The 24,695-nt window shown below is 70.8% G+C and carries 26 protein-coding genes; 20 read left to right on the top strand and 6 right to left on the bottom strand.

Features of this window, described 5'->3' with window-relative positions:
- Positions 1–64 precede the first annotated feature (64 nt).
- The 6 genes from chvE (at position 65) to ACFWE2_RS01975 (ending at position 6,399) form a co-directional block, all read left to right on the top strand.
- Positions 65–1,234, top strand: coding sequence for a multiple monosaccharide ABC transporter substrate-binding protein (chvE, locus tag ACFWE2_RS02000; RefSeq protein WP_377222529.1), 1,170 nt, complete (start codon positions 65–67; stop codon positions 1,232–1,234).
- Positions 1,235–1,387: 153 nt separating this feature from the next.
- Positions 1,388–2,959, top strand: coding sequence for a multiple monosaccharide ABC transporter ATP-binding protein (mmsA, locus tag ACFWE2_RS01995; protein WP_377222528.1), 1,572 nt, complete (start codon positions 1,388–1,390; stop codon positions 2,957–2,959).
- On the top strand, positions 2,956–4,137 hold the full coding sequence (gene mmsB, locus ACFWE2_RS01990) for a multiple monosaccharide ABC transporter permease (RefSeq protein ID WP_377222527.1): 1,182 nt from the start codon (positions 2,956–2,958) through the stop codon (positions 4,135–4,137). The genes mmsA and mmsB overlap by 4 nt, the downstream gene beginning before the upstream one ends.
- Positions 4,138–4,247: 110 nt before the next feature.
- On the top strand, positions 4,248–4,874 hold the full coding sequence (locus tag ACFWE2_RS01985) for a TetR family transcriptional regulator (protein ID WP_377222526.1): 627 nt from the start codon (positions 4,248–4,250) through the stop codon (positions 4,872–4,874).
- A gap of 8 nt (positions 4,875–4,882) precedes the next feature.
- Positions 4,883–5,677: an ABC transporter ATP-binding protein gene (locus tag ACFWE2_RS01980; RefSeq protein ID WP_377222525.1), complete on the top strand. Its 795-nt coding sequence runs from the start codon at positions 4,883–4,885 to the stop codon at positions 5,675–5,677.
- Positions 5,674–6,399, top strand: a complete 726-nt coding sequence (locus ACFWE2_RS01975; RefSeq protein ID WP_377222524.1) for an ABC transporter permease — start codon at positions 5,674–5,676, stop codon at positions 6,397–6,399. Before ACFWE2_RS01980 ends, ACFWE2_RS01975 begins: the two co-directional genes overlap by 4 nt.
- A gap of 50 nt (positions 6,400–6,449) precedes the next feature.
- Here ACFWE2_RS01975 and ACFWE2_RS01970 read toward each other — a convergent pair whose 3' ends face one another.
- Positions 6,450–7,754 carry a phytase gene (locus ACFWE2_RS01970; protein WP_377222523.1) on the bottom strand — a complete coding sequence of 435 codons (1,305 nt, stop codon included), beginning with the start codon at positions 7,752–7,754 and terminating at the stop codon, positions 6,450–6,452.
- A gap of 165 nt (positions 7,755–7,919) precedes the next feature.
- On the bottom strand, positions 7,920–9,092 hold the full coding sequence (locus ACFWE2_RS01965; RefSeq protein WP_377222522.1) for an acetoin utilization protein AcuC: 1,173 nt from the start codon (positions 9,090–9,092) through the stop codon (positions 7,920–7,922).
- A 113-nt stretch (positions 9,093–9,205) separates the two neighbouring features.
- Here ACFWE2_RS01965 and ACFWE2_RS01960 point away from each other — a divergent pair, with 113 nt between their 5' ends.
- The 3 genes from ACFWE2_RS01960 to ACFWE2_RS01950 all read left to right on the top strand — a co-directional run bounded on the left by ACFWE2_RS01960 (position 9,206) and on the right by ACFWE2_RS01950 (position 11,653).
- Positions 9,206–10,606: a TrkH family potassium uptake protein gene (locus ACFWE2_RS01960; protein ID WP_377222521.1), complete on the top strand. Its 1,401-nt coding sequence runs from the start codon at positions 9,206–9,208 to the stop codon at positions 10,604–10,606.
- A gap of 72 nt (positions 10,607–10,678) precedes the next feature.
- Entirely contained in the window at positions 10,679–11,347 is a 669-nt protein-coding gene (locus ACFWE2_RS01955; protein ID WP_116673486.1) for a TrkA family potassium uptake protein, read from the top strand.
- Positions 11,348–11,554: 207 nt separating this feature from the next.
- On the top strand, positions 11,555–11,653 hold the full coding sequence (locus tag ACFWE2_RS01950; protein ID WP_003792170.1) for a 30S ribosomal protein bS22: 99 nt from the start codon (positions 11,555–11,557) through the stop codon (positions 11,651–11,653).
- A gap of 76 nt (positions 11,654–11,729) precedes the next feature.
- On the opposite strand, the gene ACFWE2_RS01945 is transcribed toward ACFWE2_RS01950, so the two are convergent.
- Positions 11,730–12,524 carry an HAD family hydrolase gene (locus ACFWE2_RS01945; protein ID WP_377222520.1) on the bottom strand — a complete coding sequence of 265 codons (795 nt, stop codon included), beginning with the start codon at positions 12,522–12,524 and terminating at the stop codon, positions 11,730–11,732.
- Between the two features lie 77 nt (positions 12,525–12,601).
- Between ACFWE2_RS01945 and ACFWE2_RS01940 the strand changes: the two genes are divergently transcribed.
- Genes ACFWE2_RS01940 through ACFWE2_RS01930 form a run of 3 tightly spaced genes read left to right on the top strand, consistent with a single transcriptional unit; the run spans position 12,602 to position 14,242 of the window.
- A complete protein-coding gene (locus tag ACFWE2_RS01940) occupies positions 12,602–13,276 on the top strand; it encodes a Pr6Pr family membrane protein (RefSeq protein ID WP_377222519.1) in 675 nt (224 codons plus the stop codon).
- 9 nt (positions 13,277–13,285) lie between these two features.
- The gene (locus ACFWE2_RS01935) at positions 13,286–13,534 is read left to right on the top strand and encodes a glutaredoxin family protein (protein WP_377222518.1); all 249 of its coding nucleotides are present in this window, start codon (positions 13,286–13,288) and stop codon (positions 13,532–13,534) included.
- A 60-nt stretch (positions 13,535–13,594) separates the two neighbouring features.
- Positions 13,595–14,242 carry a redox-sensing transcriptional repressor Rex gene (locus tag ACFWE2_RS01930; protein ID WP_377222517.1) on the top strand — a complete coding sequence of 216 codons (648 nt, stop codon included), beginning with the start codon at positions 13,595–13,597 and terminating at the stop codon, positions 14,240–14,242.
- 87 nt (positions 14,243–14,329) lie between these two features.
- On the opposite strand, the gene ACFWE2_RS01925 is transcribed toward ACFWE2_RS01930, so the two are convergent.
- Together ACFWE2_RS01925 and ACFWE2_RS01920 are read right to left on the bottom strand one after the other, a co-directional pair.
- Complete coding sequence (locus ACFWE2_RS01925; protein ID WP_377222516.1) at positions 14,330–15,052, bottom strand: aspartate/glutamate racemase family protein; 723 nt, start codon at positions 15,050–15,052, stop codon at positions 14,330–14,332.
- 2 nt (positions 15,053–15,054) lie between these two features.
- Positions 15,055–16,674, bottom strand: a complete 1,620-nt coding sequence (locus tag ACFWE2_RS01920; RefSeq protein ID WP_377222515.1) for an NCS1 family nucleobase:cation symporter-1 — start codon at positions 16,672–16,674, stop codon at positions 15,055–15,057.
- 220 nt (positions 16,675–16,894) lie between these two features.
- Between ACFWE2_RS01920 and ACFWE2_RS01915 the strand changes: the two genes are divergently transcribed.
- Positions 16,895–17,488 (top strand): cupin domain-containing protein, encoded by a 594-nt coding sequence (locus ACFWE2_RS01915; RefSeq protein ID WP_377222514.1) that lies wholly within the window; start codon positions 16,895–16,897, stop codon positions 17,486–17,488.
- A 9-nt stretch (positions 17,489–17,497) separates the two neighbouring features.
- A complete protein-coding gene (gene mmuM, locus ACFWE2_RS01910) occupies positions 17,498–18,415 on the top strand; it encodes a homocysteine S-methyltransferase (RefSeq protein WP_377222513.1) in 918 nt (305 codons plus the stop codon).
- Between the two features lie 32 nt (positions 18,416–18,447).
- Here mmuM and ACFWE2_RS01905 read toward each other — a convergent pair whose 3' ends face one another.
- Positions 18,448–18,999, bottom strand: a complete 552-nt coding sequence (locus ACFWE2_RS01905) for a YceI family protein (RefSeq protein WP_377222512.1) — start codon at positions 18,997–18,999, stop codon at positions 18,448–18,450.
- A gap of 131 nt (positions 19,000–19,130) precedes the next feature.
- Here ACFWE2_RS01905 and ACFWE2_RS01900 point away from each other — a divergent pair, with 131 nt between their 5' ends.
- The 6 genes from ACFWE2_RS01900 (at position 19,131) to ccsB (ending at position 24,627) form a co-directional block, all read left to right on the top strand.
- Positions 19,131–19,643, top strand: coding sequence for a MarR family winged helix-turn-helix transcriptional regulator (locus tag ACFWE2_RS01900; RefSeq protein ID WP_377222511.1), 513 nt, complete (start codon positions 19,131–19,133; stop codon positions 19,641–19,643).
- A gap of 89 nt (positions 19,644–19,732) precedes the next feature.
- The gene (locus tag ACFWE2_RS01895) at positions 19,733–20,377 is read left to right on the top strand and encodes a histidine phosphatase family protein (protein WP_377222510.1); all 645 of its coding nucleotides are present in this window, start codon (positions 19,733–19,735) and stop codon (positions 20,375–20,377) included.
- On the top strand, positions 20,377–20,973 hold the full coding sequence (locus tag ACFWE2_RS01890; RefSeq protein ID WP_377222509.1) for a TlpA family protein disulfide reductase: 597 nt from the start codon (positions 20,377–20,379) through the stop codon (positions 20,971–20,973). Before ACFWE2_RS01895 ends, ACFWE2_RS01890 begins: the two co-directional genes overlap by 1 nt.
- Positions 20,973–21,806 carry a cytochrome c biogenesis CcdA family protein gene (locus tag ACFWE2_RS01885; RefSeq protein WP_377222508.1) on the top strand — a complete coding sequence of 278 codons (834 nt, stop codon included), beginning with the start codon at positions 20,973–20,975 and terminating at the stop codon, positions 21,804–21,806. Before ACFWE2_RS01890 ends, ACFWE2_RS01885 begins: the two co-directional genes overlap by 1 nt.
- Entirely contained in the window at positions 21,806–23,638 is a 1,833-nt protein-coding gene (locus ACFWE2_RS01880) for a cytochrome c biogenesis protein ResB (protein ID WP_377222507.1), read from the top strand. Before ACFWE2_RS01885 ends, ACFWE2_RS01880 begins: the two co-directional genes overlap by 1 nt.
- A 2-nt stretch (positions 23,639–23,640) precedes the next feature.
- Entirely contained in the window at positions 23,641–24,627 is a 987-nt protein-coding gene (gene ccsB / locus ACFWE2_RS01875; RefSeq protein ID WP_377222506.1) for a c-type cytochrome biogenesis protein CcsB, read from the top strand.
- Positions 24,628–24,695: the final 68 nt, after the last annotated feature.

Below are 24,695 nucleotides of genomic sequence, written 5' to 3'. Positions count from 1 at the left end.
TTCACAATGTGAAGTCGGCCGGGTTGCAGAGACGTTGCCCGGGCAAACTCGAAGAGGAGATGTCATGGCAAGGAAGCTGTGGGCCAAGCGCGGTCTGGCTGCGCTGGCGACGGGCACGATGGCTGTTTCGCTCGCCGCGTGCGGCGGCGGCGGTGCCGGCGCAGGTGGCGGTGGCGGTGCCGGGGACGGCGAGGAGGGCGGTCTCGTCGGCGTGGCGATGCCCACCCAGACGTACGAGCGCTGGATCGCGGACGGCGACGCCGTCAAGTCCGGGCTCGAGGAGGCCGGGTACGACGTCGACCTGCAGTTCGCGGGTGACGACATCCCGACCCAGCAGCAGCAGATCGACGCGATGATCAACAAGGGTGCCGAGGCGCTCATCATCGCCTCGATCGACGGCACCGCGCTGGGCAGCCAGCTCGAGGCCGCCGCAGCCGCGAACATCCCGGTGATCTCCTACGACCGCCTCATCCGCGACTCGGAGAACGTGGACTTCTACGTCACGTTCGACAACTACACGGTCGGCGTGCAGCAGGGCACCTCGCTGCTGACCGGCCTGGGCATCCTCGACGAGAACGGCGAGGAGGCCGCGGACGCACCCGAGGGCCCGTTCAACGTCGAGCTCTTCGCCGGTTCGCCCGACGACAACAACGCAGGGTTCTTCTTCGAGGGCGCCATGTCGGTGCTCCAGCCGTACATCGACGACAAGACGCTCGTCGTGCCCTCCGAGCAGACCGACTTCGGCACCGTCGCCATCCAGCGCTGGGAGCAGGAGGGTGCGCAGGAGCGTATGGAGAACCTGCTGACCTCCACGTACACCAAGGGTGACGTGAAGGTCGACGGCGTGCTCGCCCCCGCCGACGTGCTGTCGCGCGGCATCATCACCGCCCTGAAGAACTCGGGCTACGGCAAGGGCGACCTGAAGATGCCGATCATCACCGGCCAGGACGCCGAGGCTGCCTCGGCCAAGCTGATCGTGGACGGCGACCAGTACTCGACGATCTTCAAGGACACCCGCCTCCTGGCCGAGCAGGCCGTCACCGCGGCGACGGCGTTCCTCGAGGGCAACGAGCCCGAGGCCAACGACACCGAGACCTACGACAACGGCGTGAAGGTCGTGCCGTCGTACCTGCTCCCCACGGTGATCGTCACCAAGGACAACCTCGAGGCCGAGCTCGTCGAGTCCGGCTACCTCACCGAGGAAGAGGTCGCGTCCGGCCAGGTCGACGAGTAGGACTGACCTCAAGGCAGTACCGGTCCGACGCCGCTGACCTCGTGCGGTGATCCGGTGGTCGAGCTTGTCGGAGCCCCGCACCGACAAGCTCGGCCACCGGCGTCGGGCACCTGCAACATCACTATTGGCGACAAGTACGCGACAAGGACTGGCATGGCCGATTCGGCGCCGACCGACATCCTCGAGATGCGCGGCATCACCAAGACATTTCCCGGGGTCAAGGCACTCCAGGACGTCAACCTCACCGTCCGCCGGGGCGAGATCCACGCCATCTGCGGCGAGAACGGGGCGGGCAAGTCCACCCTGATGAAGGTGCTGTCGGGGGTGTACCCGCACGGCACCTACGACGGCGACATCGTGCTCGACGGCGAGACCGCCCAGTTCGGCAACATCAACGACTCCGAGGCCCGCGGCGTCGTGATCATCCACCAGGAGCTCGCGCTCGTCCCGTACCTGTCGATCGCCGAGAACATCTTTCTCGGCAACGAGCGACGCCGCGCCGGTGGCGCCATCGACTGGAACAAGACCAACGCCGAGGCGGCAGTGCTGCTGGAGCGGGTCGGCCTGAGCGAGTCGCCGACGGTTCCCATCTCGGCGCTCGGTGTGGGCAAGCAGCAGCTCGTGGAGATCGCCAAGGCCATCTCCAAGGACGTGCGCCTGCTCATCCTCGACGAGCCGACGGCGGCGCTGAACGACAACGACTCCGAGCACCTGCTCGACCTGCTCCGGCAGTTCAAGAGCCAGGGCATCACGTCGATCATGATCTCCCACAAGCTCGCCGAGATCGCCGAGATCGCCGACCGCACCACGATCATCCGCGACGGCCAGTCGATCGAGACCTTCGACATGGCCGAGGCGGGCACCTCGTCCGAGGCGATCCAGAACCGCATCATCCGCGGCATGGTGGGGCGCGACCTCGACAACCGGTATCCCGACCGCGAGTCGCACCCGGGCGAGGAGGTGCTGCGCGTCGAGGACTGGACGGTGCACCACCCGACCCAGCCCGGGCGCGTCATCGTCAAGGGTGCGAACCTGAACGTGCGGGCCGGCGAGGTGGTCGGTATCGCAGGCCTCATGGGCGCCGGGCGTACGGAGCTCGTGATGTCGCTGTTCGGCCGCTCCTACGGCCGGGACATCTCCGGTACCGCATACGTGCACGGCGAGAAGATCGACGCCCGCACGGTGCCCGACGCGATCAAGGCCGGTATCGCCTACGTGTCGGAGGACCGCAAGCAGTACGGCCTCAACCTCATCGAGGACATCCGGCGCAACATCTCGGCGGCAGGCCTCGGCAAGCTGTCGAAGAACGGCTTCGTGGACGAGAACGAGGAGCTCAAGGTCGCGGAGGAGTACCGCGAGTCCATGAACATCCGCACCCCCAACGTGCTGGTGGAGGTCGGCAAGCTCTCGGGCGGCAACCAGCAGAAGGTCGTGCTGTCCAAGTGGCTGTACACCGCTCCCGAGGTGCTGATCCTCGACGAGCCGACGCGCGGCATCGACGTCGGCGCCAAGTACGAGATCTACACCATCATCAACAAGCTGGTCGCGGACGGGAAGGCCGTGCTGGTCATCTCCTCGGAGCTCCCCGAGCTCCTCGGGATCTGTGACCGCATCTACACCCTGGCCTTCGGCCGCATCACTGGCGAGGTCGACGTTGCCTCAGCCACCCAGGAAGGGCTCATGGCTCTCATGACCCAGGAGAACGCACAGGAGACGAAGGCATGACCGGCATCACGAACCTCCGGGACCTGTTCACCCGGAACATCCGCACCAGTGGCATCTACATCGCGTTCGTGCTGATCGTCGTGCTGTTCTCGGTGCTGACCGACGGCCTGCTGCTCAGCTCGCGGAACCTGACCAGCCTCGTGCTGCAGTTCTCGTACATCCTCATCCTCGCCATCGGCATGGTGATCATCATCATCGGCGGGCACATCGACCTGTCGGTGGGCTCGGTGGTCGCACTCACCGGAGCCGTGGCCGCCGTGATCGTCATCCGTGGCGGTCAGCCGTGGTGGGTGGGCGTGCTCGCCGCCGTCGGCACCGGACTGCTCGTCGGGGCGTGGCAAGGGTTCTGGGTGGCCTACGTGGGCATCCCGGCGTTCATCGTGACGCTGGCGGGCATGCTCCTGTTCCGTGGCCTCACGCTCGAGGTGCTCAACAACGTCTCGCTCTCGCCGTTCCCGGCGGAGTACTCGAACATCGCCTCGGGCTTCCTCAACGGCTTGCTCGGCGGCTACGGCTACGACACCTTCACGCTCGTCATCTTCGCCATCGGTGTGCTCGGCTTCGCGTACAACTCGTGGCGCCAGCGCCGCGCGCGCATCGCGTACAAGCAGACGGTCGAGGCGCCGGCGTTCTTCGTGCTGAAGCTCGTGGTCGTCGCGGCAGTCGTCATGTGGTTCGCGTACAACCTCGCCACGTACCGCGGTCTGCCCGCGGTGCTGATCATCCTGGCCGTGCTGGTCATGGTCTACACCCTGATCACGAAGCACAGCGTGTTCGGCCGCCACGTCTACGCCATCGGTGGCAACCTCGCCGCGGCGCAGCTCTCCGGCGTCCGCGTGAAGCGCGTGAACTTCTGGATGTTCGTGAACATGGGCTTCCTCGCCGCGATCGCGGGCATCGTGTACTCCGCCCGGTCGAGCGCCGCGCAGCCGGCCGCGGGCAACATGTTCGAGCTCGACGCGATCGCGGCGTGCTTCATCGGTGGCGCCGCCGTGACCGGCGGTATCGGCACGGTGACCGGTGCGATGGTCGGCGGCCTGATCATGGCCGTCATGTCGAACGGCATGCAGCTCATGGGCATCGACCAGTCGACGCAGCAGATCGTCAAGGGCATCGTCCTGCTCCTGGCCGTCGCGTTCGACGTCTGGAACAAGAAGCGGACCGCAGCCGCCCGCTGACCCATGGCCGCGAAGTAGAGCGCCTGTCCCCTTCGCGCGAGGCTTGCCTCGTGCGGGAGCGGGACAGGCGCTCTACTTCGCGGTGGTCGTGCCTGGGCGAGAATGGCCAGATGGCCGAACTCGCCCCTACCTCGCGCCGCGGACGGCGTCCCGCCGGGCAGGACGCACGCGCCGACATCCTGACCGCCGCCCGGGCGGAGTTCCTGGAGCGCGGGTACGAGGCGGCGTCCCTGCGGTCGGTCGCCCGGCGGGCAGGCGTCGACCCGGGCACCGTGCGGCACTGGTTCGCCGACAAGGCGCGGCTGCTGACGGCAACGCTCGGCGTCACGGAGATCGAGCCGGGCAAGCTGATGGAGCAGGTCGTGGACGGCCCCGTGGAGACCCTGGGGGAGCGCCTCGTCGAGACGGTGCTCGACGCCTGGGAGTACGACGGCGGCACCACGGTGCGCGTGGCGGTGCCCGCCGTCATGGCCGACCCCGGGCTGCGCGGGCTGCTGCCCCAGTTCATCGGCGCCGCGATCCTCGGCCCGGTGCTGCGCACGCTCGACACGCCGGACGCGCCGCTGCGCACGGCCCTCGTCGCCTCACAGATGGCCGGGCTCATGATGACGCGGTTCCTCGTCCCCGTCGAGCCCATCGCCTCGATGACGCCCGCCGAGGTCGCGGCGCTCGCCGGCCCCACCATCCAGCGTTACCTCACGGGAGACCTTGCGCGGCAGCCGGACGCGGGAGCATAATTCCTCACATGAGGAAAAATGCGGTGGTCATCCAGGACCTGCGGGTGGTTCGCGGCGGCCGGCCGATCATCGACGGGCTGGACGTCGCGGTGCCGGCCGGATCCGTCGTCGGGCTGATGGGGCCGTCCGGCTCTGGCAAGACGACGCTCATGCGCTCCGTCGTGGGCGTGCAGGACCGCGTGACCGGCACGGTGGAGGTGCTCGGCAGCGCGGCCGGTACCCCCGCGCTGCGGCGCCGGGTCGGCTACATGACGCAGGACGCCAGCGTCTACACCGACCTCACCGTCGCGCAGAACCTCAGGTACTTCGCGGCTCTCGCCGGCGTCCCCTCGCCCGCCGAGGCGGTGGCGACCGCCGTGGCCACCGTCGATCTCGGTGGGCACGAGAAGCAGCGGGTTGGCACGCTGTCGGGCGGCGAGCGCTCCCGGGTCTCCCTGGCCGCCGCGCTGGTCGGCGGGCCCGAGCTGCTCGTGCTGGACGAGCCGACGGTGGGCCTCGACCCGGTGCTCCGCCGCGACCTGTGGGCCGTGTTCCGCAGGCTCGCTGCCGCCGGGTGCACGCTCCTGGTCTCCAGCCACGTCATGGACGAGGCGGTGCAGTGCGACCGGCTGCTCCTCATGCGGTCGGGGGCCCTCGTCGCCGACACAACTCCCGACGAGCTGCTTGCCACCACCGGGGCCCCCGACGCCGAACGCGCGTTCCTCGCCCTGATCGACGCCGCCGGCGCCGGCGAGCGCACCGCCGGCGACACCGCCGTCGGTGAGAGCACTGCCGGCGAGACCACCGAGGAGACGGCGCGATGAACCTGACCTTCGCCACCGCGAGCCGCGTGCTGGCCCAGCTCCGCGGCGACCACCGCACGGTAGCCCTGATCATCCTGCTGCCCTGCCTGCTGATCGGCCTGATCGCCTGGATGTTCGACGACCAGCCCCAGGTGCTCGACCGGTTCGGCCCGATGCTGGTGGGCCTGTTCCCGCTCATCGTGATGTTCCTGGTCACGAGCGTGGCGACGCTGCGCGAACGGCAGTCGGGCACGCTGGAGCGGCTCATGACGACGCCCATCCGCAAGGGCGACTTCGTGGCGGGCTACGGCCTGGCGTTCGCGACGCTCGCGCTGTTCCAGGCCCTGGTGGTGGTCGGGTTCGCCCTGCTCGTCGGGATGGACGTGGCCGGCCCGCTCGGCCTCGTCGTCGTGGTGGCGCTGCTGGACGCCATCCTCGGCTGCACCCTCGGCCTGGCCGCCTCGGCGCTCGCCCGCAGCGAGTTCCAGGCGGTCCAGATGATGCCCGCCATCCTGTTCCCGCAGCTCATCACCTGCGGCCTGCTCATGCCGCGCGACCAGATGCCGCAGGTGCTGGAGTGGCTGTCGCGCGCGTTCCCGCTCACCTACGCCATAGAGGCGATGACGTCGCTCGCGGCGGGTGACGAGTGGGCGGACATCAGTGGCGCCGTGGCCGTGATCGCCCTGTTCATCGTGGGTGCGGCGACGCTGGGCGTCCTCACTCTCCGCCGCCGCACGGCATAGACGTATCAGACGTACAGGTCACCGGAGTGACCTGTACGTCTGACATGTGGTCAGCGGAGGCGGAGGGCCTTTGCGACGTCGCCCCAGTGGACGTACGAGAAGCCCGTCGCGTCCCGCTCCGGGTCGACGTCGGGGCCCGTCTCCGGCTCGTCGTGGGTGACCAGCAGCCCGGACCGGTACTCGCCCACCGGCGCGTTGGAGACCGCGAGGCCGTCCGACCCGTTGACGTCGTCGACGCCGTCGCCCGCCACCCGGAAGGTACCGAGCGCGCGGTTGCGGCCCCGCAGGTCGTAGACGCCGTAGGTGTCGTCGCCCTGGCTGGACACGATCACGTAGCCCTTGCGGCCGGGGCCGTACCAGATGTCCACGCCCTCGGCGTCGGCCGCCAGGTTCTTGCCCCCGTACGACGGCGCCTCGGGGTCCACCGGGGCGCACTCCTCGGTCTCGGGGTCGTAGGCGTCGTGCACGCCGAAGTCCTTCACCCGGTCCACCAGCCGTGGCTCGCCCGAGCCGAGGGGGAGCGGGACCCGCCACAGGCCCACGTCCTCCTGCGTGGCGTACAGCGTGCCGGTGCGGCGGTCGACGGCCAGCCCCTCCAGCTGCGGTGCCACGCCCGGCTCCTCGCACGGCACCCAGGTGGTGCCGTCGGGCAGGGGGAACTCGCCGGGCATCGCCAGGTGCTCGACGTCGGTGTAGCCGACGCCGTCCGGGCCGGTGGTGATCCGCGCCGTGGCGATGGTGGTGCTGCCCTCCTGCGTCACCACCGCGTACGTCTGGCCGCGACGCTGGTAGACCGCCAGGCCGTAGGCCGTCTGGTTCTCGGCGACCGTCTCCCGGTCCGGGCTGAACAGGAACTCCAGCTCGGGGGCGGTCACCTCGGTGAGCGGCTGCGCGGCGTCGGCCCCGGCCGGGTCGATCGCGAAGAAGCGGATCTGGTCGTTGTACCGGTCCGAGACGACGGCGACATCCGTCTTCCTGCCTGCCACGTCCAGGCCGTAGGCGATGTCCACGTTGTTGTACCGGCCGGGCACGCCGTCCGCGCGCGGGGCGGCCGTGGCCGCGAGCGACTGCAGCTCGGTCGCGGCGACGGAGTAGGCGCGCAGGCCGCCCTCCTTGGCCGTCGCGACGACGAGCGACCGGCTCGAGTCCTCCGGGTGGACCCAGATCGCGGGATCGTCGCCCGAGGCGTTGCCGCCGGCCTCGTCGTCGTACAGCGGCGGCGTCTCCACCGAGGTGGTGACGGTGGCCGGGGCCGACGTCGGCCGGACGTGCCCGCCGCTCGCGGCGGCCGAGGCCGGGACCATGGTGGACAGGAGCAGCAGGGCGGCCGGCAGGGCGGCGAAGCGACGTCGCATGGGCCCGAGGTTCCCGGACCCGGATGTAACAGGGGTGAACGGAGCATGTACTCCGCCGCGCGGTCGGCAATACGTCAGGTGATCGGCATTCCGAGCTGCCGACCACCTGACGAACTGCCGACCACCTGACGAACTGCCGACCAGCCCGGCGGGGGCGGCCTGCCCTCAGTCCAGGAGGGGGTCCAGGCCCCAGAGGGGGAAGGCCGCGCGGCGGGTGGCCTGGACGGCGCGGTCGACGGCGTCGGCCGGGTCGTAGCCTTCGCTCCAGCTCCGGAACGGCACCTCGGCCGTGCCCAGCGTGCGTGCGGCCTCGAAGCCCATCGCCTCGACCGCGGCGCGCCACGCTTCCGGCAGCTCGGCGCCGCGTTCCAGGCGTACGTGCGCCACCTCGGCGACCAGGGCCGCCCAAGCCAGCGGGACGACGTCGGACACCGCATAGCCGCCACCGCCGAGGGCCAGCCAGCGGCCGTCGGCGTGCTCGTGCGCCAGTGCGTGCGTCCACTGCTGCGCGGTCCACTGCGCGTCCACCGAGACGTTCAGGTTGGAGAGCGGGTCCCGCCCGTGGGCGTCGCAGCCGTGCTGGGAGACGATCACCTGCGGCCGGTGCTCGCGGACCAGGGCGGGGACGACGGCGTCGATCGCCCGCAGCCAGGCCGGGCCGGTCGTGCGGGCGGGGACCGGGATGTTGACGGCGCTGCCCTCGGCGGAGCCCTGTCCGACGTCGGCGGAGGCGCCGGTCCCCGGGAACAGGGTGCGGCCGTCCTCGTGGACCGAGACGGTGAGCACGCGGGGGTCGTCCCAGAAGATCGCCTCCACCCCGTCGCCGTGGTGGGCGTCGAAGTCGAGGTAGGCGACTCGTTCCGCGCCCCGGTCCAGCAGACGGCGGATGGCGGCGGCGGCGTCGTTGTAGACGCAGAAGCCCGAGGCCGCGCCAGGCATCGCGTGGTGCATGCCGCCTGCGATGTTCACGCCGTGCGCGATCTCGCCGGTCCAGAGCGCGTCGGCGAGATCGACCGACCCGCCGAGCTGTCGCGCGGCGGCCTCGTGCATCCCGGCGAACAGCGGGTCGTCGTCGGTGCCCAGCCCGCGCGCCACGTCCGGCTCCAGCGTCGTCCCAGCGTGCCGGACGGCGGCCACGTAGTCGGCGTCGTGCACGGTCTCGATCACGGCGTCCGACGCCTGCTCGGCCTCCGCCAGCTCGAGCGTGGGCCGGTCCAGCAGGCCGAGCGCCTCGATGAGCCGCATCGTGAGGTCGAGGCGGGTGGGCGACATGGGGTGCCCGGGTCCGAAGTCGTACTCGAGCAGTCGCGGACTCCAGACCAGCCGGGCGAGGTGCACCCGCCCCACGGTAACGGACCTGCGGCCGGCGGAGGGTTTCTGCCCAGGACGGCTCCCGCGGCGTGGCAGAGTAGGGCGTCGATCGACAAGACATGGTGGAGGGAGCGCAGCGGATGGCGGGGAGCCTGCGGAACCGGCTGTTCGGGCTGCGGGAACTCGTGGACGAGCTCGCCTTCCGGGCGCCGGCACGACTGGCGGTCACGGTCTTCGCGTGCGTGGTCGTGCTGTTCGCGGCGCTGCTGACGGTGCCGTTCGCCACCGCCGACGGCGAGGGGGCCCGCCTGGTCGACGCCCTGTTCACCGCCGTGTCCGCCGTGTGCGTGACGGGGCTCGTGGTCCAGGACACCGCCACCTACTGGTCCCTGTACGGGCAGATCGTCATCCTCGCCGGCATCAAGGTCGGCGGCTTCGGCATCATGACCGTCGCCTCCCTGCTCGGCATGATCGTGTCGCGCAAGATCGGGCTGACCCAGAAGCTGCTCACGGCGTCGGAGACGAAGACGACCCGGCTGGGCGAGGTCGGCTCGCTGATCCGGGTCATCATCGTCACCGCCACCACGCTCGAGCTGTCGATCGCCCTGCTGATCTTCCCCCGGCTGGTCGTCATCGAGGAGAACGTCGGCACCGCCGCCTGGCATGCGCTCTTCTACGGGATCTCCGCGTTCAACAACGCGGGCTTCGTGCCCACCACTGAGGGCCTGATGCCGCACGTCGGCGACTGGGCGCTCGTGCTGCCGATCGCTCTCGGGGTGTTCATCGGCGCGCTCGGCTTCCCCGTGATCCTGAACATCCAGCGGTCGCTGCCCCGTGTGGGCCAGCGCTGGCACGGCTGGACCAAGCGCCTCTCCCTGCACAGCAAGCTCACGATCGTGACCAGCGGTGCGCTGTTCGTGGTCGGTGCGCTCCTGCTCCTGATCCTGGAGTGGTCCAACCCCGACACGTTCGGGCCCCTCACCCTCGGGGAGAAGCTGCTGGCGTCCGTCTTCGCCGGGATCATGCCGCGCTCGGGCGGGTTCAGCACGGTCGACGTCGGCGCCATGACGGAGTCGAGCTGGCTCATCCAGGACGCGCTGATGTTCGTGGGCGGTGGGTCGGCGTCGACCGCGGGCGGTATCAAGGTGACCACGCTCGCAGTCATGCTGCTGGCGATCGTCGCCGAGGCGCGCGGTGACCGCGACATCGAGGCGTTCGGCCGCCGCATCCCGCGGGACGTCCTGCGGCTCTCCATCGCGGTCGTGTTCACGGGGGCGAGCATCGTCCTCGTCTCGTGCATCGCGCTGCTGGAGGTCACGGACCTGCCGCTGGCGCAGGTGCTGTTCGAGGTGCTCTCGGCGTTCGCGACCGTCGGCCTGTCCACAGGCATCACGCACGAGCTGCCCGACGCCGGAAAATACGTGCTGGCCCTCCTGATGTTCGTGGGGCGCACCGGCGCGGTCACGGTGGTCGCGGTGCTTGCGCTGCGCGACCGGCGGCGCATCGTACGCTTCCCCGAGGAACGACCGATTATCGGGTAGCTGACGAGAGTGTCAGGCGCACGGGTCACTAGGGTGACCTGTACGTCTGACAAGTGGCCAGAGAGGAATATCGTGCCGGAGAAGAAGCCCGAGCGGGACGCGGGTGTGCTCGTGATCGGACTGGGGCGGTTCGGGTCGTCGATCGGCGCGACCCTGGACCGGCTCGGCCAGGACGTGCTCGCCGTCGAGCAGGACCCGGTCCTGGTGGCCCAGTGGTCCGGGCGGCTGCCGCTCGTGGAGGCCGACGCGTCCAACCCGGAGGCGCTGGAGCAGCTCGGCGCCAAGGACTTCGGCGTGGCGGTGGTCGGCGTCGGCTCGTCCCTCGAGGCGTCCGTGCTGATCACGGGCAACCTGGTGGACCTGGGCACGCCCCAGATCTGGGCCAAGGCGATCTCCGCCGAGCACGGCCGCATCCTGACCCGCATCGGCGCGCACCACGTCGTCTTCCCCGAGGCCGACGCGGGTTCGCGCGTCGCCCACCTCGTGAGCGGCAAGCTGCTCGACTACATCGAGGTCGAGGACGGCTTCACCATCGTCAAGATGCGCCCGCCCAAGGAGGCGCAGGGCTTCACGCTCGCGCAGTCCAACATCCGCAAGCGGTACGGCATCACGGTCATCGGCGTGAAGTCGCCGGGTGTCGACTTCGTCTACGCGACGCCGGAGACGCGGATCTCCGCCAACGACCTGCTCGTCTGCTCCGGCCACGCCGACCTCCTCGAACGGTTCGCCGCGCGGCCGTAGACCGGCTACGGGACGGGTTCAGCGCACCTCACACCGCCGTCGATTACGGGGCGCGCGTCAGACCAGGTAGCCTAGTGAGCGGACTCCCTTTCGTGTTGGTCGGCCATCGTCACTCCCTGGCGTCACTGTCCCGGACCAACCGTGGACCATTTCGCTGAGCGGCCCGTCGTCGGGCTGCCGCTGACCGATCGAACATTGCGAGGACCTATGGGCTCCGTCATCAAGAAGCGCCGCAAGCGTATGGCGAAGAAGAAGCACCGCAAGCTGCTTCGTAAGACGCGTCACCAGCGCCGCAACAAGAAGTGACGCTCGCGCCCTCGGGCGCGTGACGAGCAGGCCCGGCCCCATGGTGGGCCGGGCCTTCTTCGTGTCTCCGTGCGGGCTACTGTCCGCGCAGCCGGCGCCGAGCCGCCCGCAGCACCAGGCCAAGCACCCACGCGGCGCCGGCCCAGGAAGCCGTACGCACGCTGCGCCCCGCCGCGCGCTGCGACCGTCCGCGGAACTCCCGGATGGGCCAGCCCACCTCCTGCGCGTGCCGGCGCAGCCGCAGGTCGGGGTTGATCGGGCAGGGGTGGCCCACCGAACGCATCATCGGCAGGTCGTTGAGCGAGTCCCCGTACGCGTAGCTCTCGTCGAGGTCGATGCCCTCCAGCTCCGCGAGCTCGACGATGGCCGCTGCCTTGGCCTGGCCGTGCATCAGGTCGCCGTTGAGCCGGCCCGTGTAGAACCCGTCCTTGTGCTCGGCGATGGTGCCGAGCGCGCCCGTCGCGCCCAGCCGGCGCGCGATGAGCTGGGCGATCTCGACGGGCGTCGCGGTGATGAGCCAGACCTGGTGGCCCGCGGCGATGTGCTCGTCGAGCAGGCGGCGCGTGCCCGGATAGATCCGCAGCGACAGCACGGCGTCCCACACCTCTTCCCCGAGGGTGGCGATCTCCGCGACGCTGCGGCCCGCGATCAGCGACAGGGCACGGTTGCGCACCTTGTCGATCTCTTCCTTGTTCTCGCCCCACACCAGGTAGCGTGCCTGGATCACGGCGAACCTGAGGATGTCCCGCGTGCCGAAGAACTTGCGCTGGTACGCGGACTTGGCCAGGTGAAAAGCGCTCGCACCGCGGATGATCGTGTTGTCGACGTCGAAGAACGCCGCGGTGGCGGACGAGGGGTGCGTCGACGGCATGGAGGCCACTCTATCCGCGCGCCACGTCGTGCAGGTCACACCGGGCAGGCAGGGGCCGCCGGTGATAGAACCGGGACGTGAGCCAAGAGATCAGCGGGCCGGACCGGGCCATCCTCGCGCGCATCCTCCACCTGCTGGTGGCAGGCCTCGCCCTCGGCGGCTTCACCATCGAGCTCGTCACCGCGATCGTGGACGGGCCGGGTATCGCGCCCACGCACGCCGAACGTTTCGTGCGGCTCTTCAGCTACTTCACCATCGAGTCGAACCTGCTGATCGGCGGGGTCTCCATCGCGCTGGCCCTGGACCCGCGCCGTGACGGGCCGGTGTTCCGCGTCCTGCGGCTCGACGCGCTGCTGTGCATCGCCGTCACCGGGATCGTCTACAACACGGTGCTACGCGGGCTGGTGACGCTGACGCCGTCGGGCGCCGTGGCGAACACGATGCTGCACGTGCTGGCGCCGCTCCTCGCGGTCGTCGTCTGGCTGTGGGTAGGGCCCAGGCCCCGCATGAGCGCGCGGACGGTGTGGTGGTCGGTCGTCTACCCGATCGCGTGGCTCGTCTACACCTTCGTCCGGGGAGCCGCGACGGGCTGGTACCCGTACCCCTTCCTCGACGTCACCGTGCTCGGCTACGGCGCGGCGCTGACCAACGCCACCCTCGTGGCCGTGGTCTTCCTGGTCCTGGCCTGGGGCGTGCGGTGGGCGGACGGACGGCTGCCGGGTACGGACGGTCCGGTCCCGCGCGTGACGTAACCTCGGGTCGTGACAAGTCCTGCCGATGCCCGGGTAGTCCTGTACACGCGTGAGGCGTGCCATCTGTGCGAGGACGCGCGCGCCGTGGTGGTGCGGGTGTGCGAGGACGCGGGAGCCCGATGGCGCGAGGTCGACATCGACAGCGTGCCCGCGCTGCGGGAGAAGTACGGGGACTACGTCCCCGTGGTCGAGGTGGACGGCGTCCAGCAAGGTTTCTGGCGCGTGGACGGTGCGCGCCTGGCCCGCCTCCTGGCATGATCATCCCGGCAGTGTGTGCGTACGCCCGCGACACAGTGGTCGCGGGGAGGGGAGCAGCACGTGGTCGAACTCAGTGACGGGACAGTTCCGGCAGCAACCGTAGGGAGGCTGCCGTACTACCTGCGCGCCCTGCGTGACCTCGCGGCCGAGGGCGTGGCGCTCACCTCGTCGACGGAGCTCGCGGAGCGTTCGGGCGTGAGCTCGGCGCAGCTGCGCAAGGACCTGTCCTACCTGGGTTCGTTCGGCACGCGCGGCGTCGGGTACGACGTCGAGTCGCTCGCCTCCTACATCACGGTCGCCCTGGGACTCGAGACGGAGCACCGGCTGGCGATCGTCGGCATCGGCAACCTCGGGCACGCCCTCGCGAACTACTCCGGCTACACGACGCGCGGCTTCCAGGTGGTGGCGCTGCTCGACGCGTCGCCCGACGTCGTCGGCACGCGGGTGGCCGGCGTGACCGTCGAGCACGTGCGCTCCGTCGCGGAGGTCATCCAGCGCGAGCGGGTCAGCATGGTCGTGCTCGCGCTGCCGGGCCACGTGGCCCAGGACGTGGCCGACGCCGTCGTCGGCGCGGGCGTCCGCGAGATCCTCAGCTTCGCGCCGGTCGCGCTCCAGGTGCCGGACGATGTGGTGGTGCGCTCCGTCGACGTCGGCGGCGAGCTGCAGATCCTGGCGTTCCACGCGGCGACGCGGGCGGCGGCGCTCTGAGTCGTCGCCGGGCCGCGGCGGCGCCCCCAGGCTCAGGGGCGCCGTAACTCCGGGGGTTATGGCTCCTTGGGGCCTGGCGAACGGGAGTCAGCCGAGGGGTGGTCGCGGCGGGGGCGCGTACTCGTCCCGCTTGCTCGTGCCCACGTTCATCCGCACCATCCCCGACACCAGGCCGACGGCGGCCGCCACGCCGTCGATCACCGGGACGCCCGTGCGCTTGGTGAGGTCCGCGCAGAGGTCGGTCATGCCGGCACAGCCGAGCACGACGGTGTCGGCGCCGTCGTCGCGGACGGCGCGCTCGCAGAGCTCGGCGATCCTCTCCCGGGCCTCCGAGCCGGCGTCCTCCAGGTCGAGGACCGGGACGTCCGCCGCGTACATCGCGACGCACGCGTCCTCGAAGCCGTAGCGCCGCACCAGGTCGTGCGCGCGGCCGAGGGTGCGCGACAGCGTGGTCACCACCGCGAACGTGCGGCCCGAGAGGGTCGCGAGGTGCATCGCCGCCTCGGCGATCCCGACGACCGGGCCGTCCGTCAGCTCGCGGGCGGCGTCCAGGCCGGGGTCGCCGAAGCAGGCGACGACGTAGCCGTCCGCTGGACCGACGTCCGCCGCCTCCGCGGCCGCGACCTGCTGCGCCACCACGAGCGCGGCCCACGCCTCGTCGGTGTGGCTCTCGACGGCGGCGGGGCCCGCGCCGGGGTCCGGGCAGGTGGCGACGGCGGTGACGTCCGGCCCGGCGACCTCCCGGGCGGTGACCGCGATCTTGCCGGTCATCGCCCGGGAGGTGTTGGGGTTGACGAGGTGGATCCGCACCCTCAGGCCTTGGTGCCCGCTGCGCCGTCGGCCACACCCTCGGTGACGCCGTCGAACGACGGGATCTGCGGGCTGAGCCGCTCCAGCCACCGGAAGGCGACGAAGCCGAGGCCGCACCCGATGAACCAGGTGTAGTTGCCGATCCAGGAGATGTCGAAGTACCCGAGGTCGGCGATCAGCTTGGGCAGGACGCCCAGGAGGACGGTCGGCACGCCGGCCAGGAAGATCGCGAGCACACCGTTGCGGTTGTAGCCGTTCGTGTACCAGTAGGCACCCTCAGGCGACATGGTGAACATGTCGTCGACGAGCACCCGCTGCCTGGCCGCGAAGTAGTAGCCGGCGATCAGGATGCCGAACAGCGGGCCGATCAGGGCACCGAGCACGCCGAGCGTGTAGTGGATCGCGTCGGCGTTGTTGTACCAGTTCCAGGGCAGCAGGGCCACGGACCCGACCGCGGCGATCATGCCGCCCATGCGCCAGCTGATCTTCTGCGGGGCCACGTTGGAGAAGTCGAACGCGGGGGAGATGAAGTTCGCGACGATGTTGATGCCCACCGTCGCGGTCACGAAGGTCAGGCCGCCGAGCAGGATCGCGAACGGGGTGTCGATGCGCTCGACGGTGTGGATGGGGTCGGTGATGAGCTCGCCGAACACCGGCACCGTCGCCGACGCCGTGATGACCGTCAGGAGCGAGAAGAACAGGAAGTTGACCGGCAGGCCGAGCAGGTTGCCGCGCTTCACGGCCTTGAACGAGCGCCCGTACCGCGCGAAGTCGCCGAAGTTCAGCATGGGCCCGGAGAAGTAGGACACGACGATCGCGACGGCCGTGCAGAAGACCCCTACCGAGGCCCAGCCGGTGAGCGGCTCGCCCTCGTGCAGGTTCAGGCTGATGTCGGACCAGCTCGCCTCCGAGACGAGGTAGACCGCCAGCACGATCATCACGACGTAGACGGCGGGACCGGCCCAGTCGATGAACCGCCGGATGGTCTCCATGCCGTTCCAGAACAGCGCGGCCTGCGCGAACCAGAGCACGGCGTACGAGATCCAGCCCAGGGCGTTCAGCCCGAGGAACGTCGGCTCGACGAGTGCGGCACTGGCGGGGACGAACTTGAGGAAGACGATGTTCAGCGCCTGCGCGGCGAGGAACGTCTGCACGCCGTACCAGGCGACGGCGATGAGGCCGCGGATGATCGCGGGGATGTTCGCGCCCTTGACGCCGAAGACCGCGCGGTTGATCACGGGGTAGGGCACCCCGGTGTTCTGGCTCGGCTTGGCGACCAGGTTGGTGAACACCTGCACGATGACGATGCCGACCAGCAGGGCCAGCAGCACCTGCCAGCTCGCGATGCCGAGCGCGAAGAGGCTGCCGGCGGTCACGTAGCCGCCGACGCTGTGCACGTCGGACATCCAGAAGGCGAAGATGTTGTACGACGACCACTTCTGCTCCCGCAAGGGGGCGAGGTCCTCATTGGCGAGCCGGGGGTCGTAGGAAGGCTTGACGTTGCCGGACCCGACCGGGTGCCCGGCGGCCTCGACGAGGTCGTGCTCGCCGCCGGAGACATCGCCGGGCGGGTCCTGGGGTGCGCGGGCCGAGGAGGCCGCCACCTCCGTGTTCTCGGTCATGAGCACTGCCTTCCGAAGGGTGGTCGCTGGGTCGACATGAAGTTATGGGTTAACGGCGGGCGGCTGGTTTCCCCGGGGTAACCACGTCGTAAGGCTCATGTTCAGTTACCGCTTCACGCGTGTTTTCGGTGCGTGACGAGTGCGTGAATCAGGGCGTGTCGACCGGTGTGTCGTGCGGGCGAGGGCCGCGCGGGGCCCGGTGCACTCGTACGATGCGGCCGTGTCCTCCGAACCGTCTCTCGGCGCCCGGCTCCGCGGCCTCCGCGTGGCGCGGGGTGTGTCCGCACGCAGCCTCGCCGCGACGCTCGGTATCTCGGCCAGCGCCGTGTCGCAGATCGAACGGGACGTCATGCGGCCGTCGGTGGTGCGTCTGCTCGCGATCACCGACGCGTTGGGGGTCTCGCTGTCCGACGTGTTCGAGCCGCCGGACGCCGTCGCCGCTCCGCGCGGCGGGACGACGGACCTCGACCACGCGGGGATAGCGGTCACCCGCGGCTGGGAGGCTTCTCCGGTGACCCTCGACGGCGGGGTCACGTTCCGCCGGCTCTCGCCCAACCCGACCCGCGGCCTCGACTTCTTCGAGTCGGTCTACCCGCCCGGTGCCACGGCCACCCTCGGTGACGTCGAGCCGTTCAAGCACGAGGGCTACGAGATCGGCAACGTCGTGGCGGGCGAGCTCACCGTCGAGCTGGCCGACGACGAGGTGGTGCTCGCGGCGGGCGACTCCATCAGCTATCCGTGCTCGGTGCCGCACCGGATCCGGAACGCGGGCGTGCGGCCGGCGGTCGCGACGTGGTTGATCGTGCACCCTTAGGGTCGTCCCGTGGGATTCCTCGAGAACGACGACACGGTCCTGGTCACGGACGGCGGCCTGGCGACCGAGCTCGAGGCGCGCGGGCACGACCTGTCGGACGGCCTGTGGTCGGCGCGGCTGCTGACGGACGCCCCCGACGAGATCAAGGCCGCCCACCTGTCGTTCTTCCGCGCCGGCGCCGTGATCGCGACGACGGCGAGCTACCAGGCCTCGTTCGAGGGCTTCGAGGCGCACGGGGTCGATCGGGACGACGCCGTCCGGCTGCTCCGGCGCAGCGTCGAGCTGGGCCGCGACGCCCGTGACGAGCTGGCCGACGACGGGCGGGACCGCTGGGTCGCCGCGTCGGTGGGTCCCTACGGCGCGAGCCTGGCCGACGGTTCGGAGTACCGGGGCCGGTACGGGCTGAGCGTGGCCGAGCTGGCGGCCTGGCACCGACGTCGGCTGGAGGTGCTGGCCGACGCCGGGCCGGACGTGCTGGCGCTCGAGACGATCCCGGACCTGGACGAGGCGGAAGCGCTGATGTCGGTGATCTCAGGGGTGGGCATCCCCGTGTGGCTGACGTACAGCATCGACGGCGACCGCACCCGCGCCGGGCAGCCGCTCGCCGAGGCGTTCGCCCTCGCGCGGGACGTGCCGGAGGTCGTGGCGGTGGGGGTCAACTGCTGCGCGCCGTCCGACGTGCCTGCGGCGGTCGTCGCCGCCCGAGAGGCGACCGGGAAGCCGGTGATCGTCTACCCGAACAGCGGAGAGAGCTGGGATGCCGGGCGGCGCAGCTGGGCGGGTCCGGCGGAACGGTCCGCACGGCCAGGGCAGCAGGCGCGGCAGTGGGTCGCTGACGGCGCGCGGATAGTGGGCGGATGCTGCCGGGTGCGCCCCGCCGACATCAAAGACATAGCCCGTGCCGTCACCGGCACGGGCTATGTCTGAGCGAGCTGTCCGAGCGAGCCGTCCGACCGAGGTCAGGCCTTGGCGATCGCGCTGACGTCCAGGGTGATCTTCACCTTGTCGCCCACCAGGAAGCCGCCGGTCTCCAGCGAGGCGTTCCAGGTCAGGCCGAACTCCTTGCGGTTGATCTCGAGGGCGGCCTCGAAGCCGGCACGGTTGTTGCCGAACGGGTCCTTGGCGGTGCCGGTGAACTCGGTCTCCAGCTCGACGCCCTTGGTGACACCGTTGATGGTCAGGTCGCCCGAGATGATGTAGGCGTCGCCCTCGGGGCGGATGGCGGTGGACGAGAAGGTCCAGGCCGGGTTCTCGTCGGCGTGCCAGAAGTCGGCGCTCTTCAGGTGGCCGTCGCGACCGGCGTCGCCCGTGTTGACGGACTGTGCGTCCAGCTCGGCGGTGACGCTCGACGACTCGAGGTCCTCACCGACCGTGATGGTGCCAGAGGAGACGGCGATGGTGCCGCGCACCTTCGCGATACCCGCGTGGCGAACCGAGAAGGCCGCGGTGGTGTGGGATGCATCGATGTCGTAGGTGCCGGCGGTCAGTCCGGCGGGGAGCGGGGTGGCCATGAGTGAGGACTCCTTGGTGAAGCGGCGATTTGGGTGGATAGTTTAGAGATCAACTACCCGAGATGGTCCAACATAGCGGGTCCCGTAACGTATTCCCAGGGTGTCCGAGGCAGCACGAAGGCGGTGGCGAGATGACGGTGCAGACGGTCGAGCAGCAGGACCTGTGGCTGACCGAGGAGCAGCAGGGCTCCTGGCGGCACTATCTCGAAGGCACCGCACGCTTCGTCGAGGCGCTCGGCGCGGTCCACGACCGCACCCTCGATCTCTCCCTCGGCGAGTACAGCCTGCTGGTGCAGCTCTCGGAGGCACCGGAGCTCACCATGCGGATGTCGACGCTCGCCGACGGCCTCGTGCTGTCGCGCAGCCGGCTCACGCACACCGTCGCGCGCATGGAGTCGCGCGGGCTGGTCGAGCGTCGCGCCGCCGAGGGCGACCGGCGCGGTGTGAACTGCACGATGACCGACGCCGGCCGCGCGGCCCTCGAGGCGGCGGCGCCCGGCCACGTCGCCGCGGTGCGCCGCATCATGGTCGAGGCCCTGGAGCCCGACGAGTTCGCGGCCCTCGGCCGCATCATGGCCAAGGTGGCCGAGTCCTCGAAGCTCTCCGGCGGTACCGAGGAGGGCCTGACGGCCCACTGCGACTGACCCGCCGGGTCACCAGGTCGGGCGCAGGATGACGTAATCCACACTTCCGAGGTCACCGGCACCCAGGGTCGGGTGCGAGACTGGGCGCCATGGTTTCCACGACGGTTCACCTGCTGCGGCACGGCGAGGTGTACAACCCCGACGGTGTCCTGTACGGACGGCTGCCCGGCTACCGCCTCTCCGACCGTGGCCAGGCGATGGCGAAGATCGTCGCCGACCACCTCACCAGCACCGGTCACGACGTGGTCCGGGTGGTGGCCTCCCCGCTGCAGCGCGCGCAGGAGACGGCCGCCCCCGTTGCGCAGGGCTTCGGGCTGGAGCTCGCGACGGACGACCGCATCATCGAGGCCGGCAACCGCTACGAGGGCCTGCCCGTCGGCGGCGGCGGAGGCGCGCTCCGGAGCCCGCAGAACTGGCCGTACATGTGGAACCCGTTCCGCCCGTCGTGGGGGGAGCCGTACACGCAGCAGGTCGAGCGCATGCGCGCCGCCGTCGAGGACGCTCGCAAGGCCGCGGAGGGCCACGAGATCGTGCTCGTCAGCCACCAGCTCCCCATCTGGGTCACCCGCCGTTCGCTCGAGGGCGGCCAGCTCTGGCACGACCCGCGCCGCCGCCAGTGCAACCTGGCGTCGCTGACGTCCCTGCGCTTCGAGGACGACCGGTTCGTCGGCCTCCACTACACGGAGCCCGCCGCGGAGCTCTACGACGGCGCGAGCAAGGTCGCCGGAGCGTGATGCGGGGAAAGACCTTCAGGGTCGTGCAGTGGATAGTGGCGGTCGGCATCGTCATCGGCCTGGTGGCCGCTCTCGCCGGGTGCTCGCCCGAGGAGTCCGGCGCAGGCGACGTCGTCGGGCAGGGGTATGTCTCAGGGGACGGGTCCGTGCAGACGTACGACGTCGGGGACCGCAGGGGACCCGTCGCCATCGAGGGCACCGACTTCGAGGGCAACGACGTGGACACCGCCGACTGGGCGGGTGACGTCGTGGTCGTGAACACCTGGTACGCCTCCTGCGCCCCGTGCCGCGCCGAGGCTCCCGACCTCGTGGACCTCGCCGGGTCCAAGGAGGGTGTGCGGTTCCTCGGCATCAACACCGAGGACGACGCCGGCGCCGCCCAGGCGTTCCAGCGCACGTTCGAGGTGCCGTACCCGAGCATCGAGGACCGCACCGGCGCCGTGATCGCCGGCCTGTCCGGCGTCGTGCCGCTGCAGGCCGTGCCGTCCACCGTGATCCTGGACCAGGAGGGCAACGTGGCGGCTCGGGTCGTCGGCCAGGTCGAGGGATCGACGCTCGAGGCGCTGATCGACGACGTCCTGGCGGAGGCCGCCTGATGCTTCCCGGCAGTCCTATCGGTGCCGTCGCGACCGCCGTCGGCGACGGGCTCGCGGTCACGGCGTTCAGCGGGTCGCTGCTGCTGGCGGTGCCCGTCGCGATGCTGGCGGGCCTCGTGTCGTTCGCCTCGCCGTGCGTGCTGCCGCTCGTTCCCGGGTACCTCGGCTACGTGAGCGGCATGGCCGCCGCCTCGATGAACGCGACCGCCGAGGCCGGCGCAACCGGCGGAGCGGTGACCACGCGCGTCAGGCCCGCCCGCTCCCGGGTCGTCGCAGGGGTAGCGCTGTTCGTGCTCGGCTTCACCGTCGTCTTCGTCTCGTTCGGCGCCGCGTTCGGCAGCCTCGGCAGCTACCTCGTGCGCTGGGAGGACGTCATCACCCGCGTGCTCGGCGCGGTGGTCGTCCTGCTCGGCCTCGGCTTCCTCGGCGCGGTGCCGTTCCTGCAGCGCGAGGCGCGGTTCCACGTGACACCGCGCGCCGGGCTCTGGGGTGCGCCGCTGCTCGGCATCGTGTTCGGCCTCGGCTGGACGCCCTGCATCGGCCCCACCCTCGGCGCCGTACAGGTCCTCGCGATCGACGAGGCGTCGGCGGGCCGCGGCGCGCTCCTCGGCGTCGCCTACTGCATAGGCCTGGGGGTCCCGTTCCTGCTGGTCGCCCTCGGGCTGGGGAGCTCGGAGCGCATGATGGACTTCCTGCGCCGGCACCGCCTCGCGGCGCTGCGCCTCGGCGGCGGGCTGCTGGTGCTGGTCGGGCTGCTGCTGGTCACAGGGCTGTGGACGCGCCTCACCGGTGCCATGCAGCTCTGGATCGGCGGATTCGAGACGGTGATCTGATGGCCGGCCGCACGGGTGGGGACGGCACCTACGTCCCCGAGGGGATCGCGGACGAGTTCACGCAGGGCGAGCCGGCGCAGGGCGATCCGGCGTCCGGCGGGCCGACGGCCTCCGGCGAGCAGAAGCCCGACCGGCCCAACGCACCCGCGCTGGGCCTGGTGGGCACGCTGCGCTGGATGTGGCGCCAGCTCACGTCGATGCGCGTGGCGCTCATGCTGCTCATGCTGCTCGCCGTCGCGGCGGTGCCCGGGTCGGTGCTCCCGCAGCGCAACCAGGACGCGGCGGGCGTCATCGAGTACCTCGCAGACCATCCGACGGCGGGGGAGTGGCTCGACAAGGCCGGGTTCTTCGACGTCTACTCGTCGGTCTGGTTCTCCGCGATCTACATCCTGCTGTTCGTCTCGCTGGTTGGCTGCATCCTGCCCCGGTCGGCGGCGCACTACCGTGCCCTGCGCGGCCGCCCGCCGCGCGTGCCGTCCCGGTTCAACCGGTTCCCGGCCAAGGCCTCCGGGACCACCACCGCCTCCCCCGAGGAGGCCGCCGACGCCGTCGCCGCCCGCCTGCGCGGCACGATCTCCTGGCTGCCCACCTTCCGCGTGGACCGTGGTACTGAGCCCGCCCACCGAGCGTCGGGCCGGAGCGAGCTTGCGAGCGCAGGGCCGGAGCGACCATCGGTACAGGCGCGACCGGCGTCGGCCAACGTGAGCGCCGAGCGCGGCTACCTGCGCGAGACCGGCAACCTGGTGTTCCACCTGGCCCTGGTCGGGCTGCTCGTGTCGGTGGCGACGGGACAGCTGCTGCACTACCGCGGCCAGGCCATAGTCACCGAGGGCCGCGGGTTCGCGAACGCCGTCGTCGACTACGACACCTTCGAGAAGGGCGCCTGGTTCCGCCCGGAGACGCTGGTGCCGTTCTCCATGACGCTCGACCGGTTCGTGTCGGAGTTCGCGAGCGACACCGTGGCGTTCGCGCAGGCGCGCGACTTCACGGCGCACGTGACGGTGACCGAGCCCTCGGGCGAGCAGCGGCCGGAGACCGTGAAGGTGAACCACCCGCTGATGGTCGACGGCGCCAAGATCTACCTGCAGGGCAACGGGTTCGCGCCCGACATCACGGTGCGCGACGCCGAGGGCGAGGTCGCCTTCGCGGGCCGCGTCACGTTCATCCCGCAGGACACGATGTACACGTCCCGCGGCGTGGTCAAGGTGCCGGACGTCTCCCCGGGGCTCGACCAGATCGGGCTGGTGGGCTACTTCCTGCCGACCGCGGAGGTCGAGCCGGACGGGTCCGCCCGCTCGGCGTTCCCGCAGCCCGTCGACCCGCTGCTCGTGCTCGAGGTGTACACGGGCGACCTGGGGCTCGACGAGGGCGCCCCGCAGAACGTGTACGAGCTCGACACGGCGTCGCTCACGCCCGCCGTCGACGAGAACGGCGAGCGGGTCAAGGTGCTGGCCCGGCCGGGCGAGACCGTCGACCTGCCGGACGGGCTCGGCACCCTGACGCTCGGCGAGGAGCTGCCGCGCTACGTGGCCCTCGACCTGCGGCACGACCCGTCGCTCGGGTTCGTGCTCGTGTTCTCCCTACTCGCGCTCGGCGGGCTCAGCGTCTCGCTCTTCACGCCGCGCCGCCGTGTCTGGGCGCGGGCGTACGTCGGCACGGATGGCGCTACGGTGGTCGAGGTCGCGGGGCTTGCCCGCGGGGACGACGCAGGCCTGCAGGCCGAGGTCGACCGCGCGCTGGCCGCGGTGCCCGTGGTGGCGGAGACCGCGTCGGGGGCCGCCCTAGAACAGGCTCGGCGACCGCGTGCCGAGACCGGATCGGAAGAGGACTGAACATGGAGCTGGCAAACCTCAGTGTGCTGCTCGTCTGGGGCGCGGCGACGGCTCTCGCCGTCGCGCTCGTCGCGTTCGCCGTGGACCTGTCGCGCCTGTCAGGCGCCAAGGTCGACGCGCGGGACGCGGCCAGGAACCGGGAGAAGGTGGCCGTCGCGGCCGCCGGCGCCGGTTCCGAGGCGGTCTCGCCGTACGGCCCGGACACCACCGCAGCGGCCCCCGGGCCGGTGAACCGGAGGTTCGCCGGCGTCGGCATGTCGGTGACCTGGCTGGCGGCGGCGATGCTGCTCGCCGCGATCGTCCTGCGCGGGATCGCCGCCGGCCGCACGCCGTGGGCCAACATGTACGAGTTCACGCTGGTCGGCACCTTCGTGGCGGTCGCTGTGTTCGCCGGGGTCAACGTCCGGCGCGACGTGCGCTTCCTCGGCGCGTTCGTGACCGGGCTCGGCGTGCTGTTCCTCGTGCTGGCACAGGAACAGTTCTTCGTCGCGGCGATGGGCGTGCAGCCCGCGCTGCAGAAGTACTGGCTCGTGATCCACGTCGGCGTCGCCATCTGTGCGACGGGCATCTTCACGGTCGCGTTCGTGACGTCGGTGCTGCAGCTCCTGCGGGACGGCCGGGACAACGGCTCGGTGCTGCTCGGCAGCCGGCACTGGGGCTGGCTCGACCACACGCCGGCGCCGGCGGCCCTGGAGTCGCTCTCGTTCCGGCTCAACTCGGTGGCGTTCGTGCTGTGGACCTTCACGCTCATCGGCGGCGCCATCTGGGCGGAGGACGCCTGGGGCCGCTACTGGGGCTGGGACCCCAAGGAGGTCTGGAGCTTCATCGTGTGGGTCGTCTACGCGGCCTACCTGCACGCGCGCACGACGCGCGGCTGGTCCGGGACCCGCGCGGCGTGGTTCGTCGTGGCCGGCTACGCGTGCGTGCTGTTCAACTTCACGGGCGTGAACCTGATCTTCAACGGGAAGCACTCGTACTCGGGCCTGTGACGGCCGCCCGGCACGCCCGGCACGCCCGGAAATGACCATGCACCTGCTGCCAGGATGCTCAAGATCTT

Origin of the sequence: Promicromonospora sp. NPDC060271, from assembly GCF_042726755.1 — a bacterium.
GTDB lineage: Bacteria > Actinomycetota > Actinomycetes > Actinomycetales > Cellulomonadaceae > Promicromonospora.
Note: the sequence above shows the minus strand (reverse complement) of the source record. Positions and strands in the feature narration are given on the sequence as shown.

Excerpts from the sequence above, each read along its gene's own strand:
- chvE (WP_377222529.1), top strand. The coding sequence starts at position 65 with ATGGCAAGGAAGCTGTGGGCCAAGCGCGGTCTGGCTGCGCTGGCGACG.
- mmsA (WP_377222528.1), top strand. The coding sequence starts at position 1,388 with ATGGCCGATTCGGCGCCGACCGACATCCTCGAGATGCGCGGCATCACC.
- mmsB (WP_377222527.1), top strand. The coding sequence starts at position 2,956 with ATGACCGGCATCACGAACCTCCGGGACCTGTTCACCCGGAACATCCGC.
- ACFWE2_RS01985 (WP_377222526.1), top strand. The coding sequence starts at position 4,248 with ATGGCCGAACTCGCCCCTACCTCGCGCCGCGGACGGCGTCCCGCCGGG.
- ACFWE2_RS01980 (WP_377222525.1), top strand. The coding sequence starts at position 4,883 with ATGAGGAAAAATGCGGTGGTCATCCAGGACCTGCGGGTGGTTCGCGGC.
- ACFWE2_RS01975 (WP_377222524.1), top strand. The coding sequence starts at position 5,674 with ATGAACCTGACCTTCGCCACCGCGAGCCGCGTGCTGGCCCAGCTCCGC.
- ACFWE2_RS01970 (WP_377222523.1), bottom strand. The coding sequence starts at position 7,754 with ATGCGACGTCGCTTCGCCGCCCTGCCGGCCGCCCTGCTGCTCCTGTCC.
- ACFWE2_RS01960 (WP_377222521.1), top strand. The coding sequence starts at position 9,206 with ATGGCGGGGAGCCTGCGGAACCGGCTGTTCGGGCTGCGGGAACTCGTG.
- ACFWE2_RS01950 (WP_003792170.1), top strand. The coding sequence starts at position 11,555 with ATGGGCTCCGTCATCAAGAAGCGCCGCAAGCGTATGGCGAAGAAGAAG.
- ACFWE2_RS01945 (WP_377222520.1), bottom strand. The coding sequence starts at position 12,524 with ATGCCGTCGACGCACCCCTCGTCCGCCACCGCGGCGTTCTTCGACGTC.
- ACFWE2_RS01920 (WP_377222515.1), bottom strand. The coding sequence starts at position 16,674 with ATGACCGAGAACACGGAGGTGGCGGCCTCCTCGGCCCGCGCACCCCAG.
- ACFWE2_RS01905 (WP_377222512.1), bottom strand. The coding sequence starts at position 18,999 with ATGGCCACCCCGCTCCCCGCCGGACTGACCGCCGGCACCTACGACATC.
- ACFWE2_RS01900 (WP_377222511.1), top strand. The coding sequence starts at position 19,131 with ATGACGGTGCAGACGGTCGAGCAGCAGGACCTGTGGCTGACCGAGGAG.
- ACFWE2_RS01895 (WP_377222510.1), top strand. The coding sequence starts at position 19,733 with ATGGTTTCCACGACGGTTCACCTGCTGCGGCACGGCGAGGTGTACAAC.
- ACFWE2_RS01890 (WP_377222509.1), top strand. The coding sequence starts at position 20,377 with ATGCGGGGAAAGACCTTCAGGGTCGTGCAGTGGATAGTGGCGGTCGGC.
- ACFWE2_RS01885 (WP_377222508.1), top strand. The coding sequence starts at position 20,973 with ATGCTTCCCGGCAGTCCTATCGGTGCCGTCGCGACCGCCGTCGGCGAC.
- ACFWE2_RS01880 (WP_377222507.1), top strand. The coding sequence starts at position 21,806 with ATGGCCGGCCGCACGGGTGGGGACGGCACCTACGTCCCCGAGGGGATC.
- ccsB (WP_377222506.1), top strand. The coding sequence starts at position 23,641 with ATGGAGCTGGCAAACCTCAGTGTGCTGCTCGTCTGGGGCGCGGCGACG.